1 protein-coding gene is annotated in these 1,226 nt (G+C 65.4%); it reads right to left on the bottom strand.

The window, feature by feature from the left end; all coding sequences use genetic code 11:
- Window positions 1-1,095: an IS630 family transposase gene (locus FM051_RS49950; RefSeq protein WP_158854993.1), complete on the bottom strand. Its 1,095-nt coding sequence runs from the start codon at window positions 1,093-1,095 to the stop codon at window positions 1-3.
- Window positions 1,096-1,226: the final 131 nt, after the last annotated feature.

Here is a 1,226-nt window from a genome sequence, read left to right as displayed (position 1 = left end):
CTAGTGTCCTGAGTCGTTGATTCGTTGGCAGTACCGAGCAAGGTTGTCGAGGATCTCGTCGGCGGTCTTGGTCCAGACGAAGGGCTTGGGGTCGTCGTTCCAGGCGTCGATCCAGGCTTCGACGTCGGCTTCGAGTTCGGCGACGCCGCGGTGGGCGCTGCGGCGGAGTTTGCGGTTGGTCAGCTCGGCGAACCAGCGCTCCACCAGGTTGAGCCAGGACGACCCGGTCGGGGTGAAGTGCAGGTGGAACCGGGGATGGCGAACCAGCCAGGTCTTGATCTCGGGTGTCTTGTGGGTGGCGTAGTTGTCGCAGACCAGGTGCAGATCCAGCTCCGGCGGGGTGTTGGCGTCGATGGTCTTGAGGAACCGCAGGAACTCCTGGTGGCGGTGGCGGCGCTGGTGTCGGCCGATGACCTTGCCGGTGGCGACGTCGAGGGCGGCGAACAGGCTGGTGGTGCCGTGCCGGACGTAGTCGTGCGTGCGACGGGCCGGAGTGGTGGGCATGATCGGCAGCGTCGGGGCGGTGCGGTCCAACGCCTGCATCCCGGACTTCTCGTCCACACACAGGACAAGCGCCTTCGCGGGCGGGTCGAGGTAGAGACCGACGACGTCACGGACCTTGTCGATGAACAACGGATCGGTGGACAGCTTCCAGGTCTGCACCACGTGTGGCTTGAGCTCGAAGGCCCGCCAGATCCGGGAGATCGCCGACTGGGACATGCCGGTGGCCCTGGCCATCGACCGGGTCGACCAGTGCGAGTCGTTGTTCGGCGGGGCCTGTTCCAGGGTGGTCACGACGACGTGTTCGACCTGCGCGTCGGTGATCTTCCTCGCGGCACCGGGCCGGGGCTCGTCGGACAGTCCGTCCAGGCGGTGCTCGACGAACCTGCGGCGCCACTTGGTCACCGTCGGCGGCGACACACCCAACCGCCGTACCACGTCCATATTGGACACGCCCTCGGCGCACTCCAACACGATCCGCGACCGCAACGCCAACGCCTGCGCCGTCGAACGACGGCGCACCCACCCCTCCAGCGTCTGACGCTCGATGTCGGTCAACACCAACTCGGGTAACGCCGGTCCACGACGAGCCATGGCGACAACATACAACGAATCAACGACTCAGGACACTAGCGGTAGTTTGTTAACTTCACGGAGGCAGGTAGAGGTTGATGCCCTGTCCTTGCGCAAGGGTGTCGAGTAGTTGTTGCAGGTCATCGGGCGGG

Source organism: Saccharothrix deserti, assembly GCF_009769385.1.
Classification (GTDB): Bacteria; Actinomycetota; Actinomycetes; order Mycobacteriales; family Pseudonocardiaceae; genus Actinosynnema; species Actinosynnema deserti.
The sequence above is the reverse complement of the archived record's forward strand: the minus strand, read 5'-3'. Positions and strand labels throughout refer to the sequence as shown.

What these genes read in the sequence shown, in the direction of transcription:
- FM051_RS49950 (WP_158854993.1), bottom strand. Translation starts at nt 1,095, where the DNA reads ATGGCTCGTCGTGGACCGGCGTTACCCGAGTTGGTGTTGACCGACATC.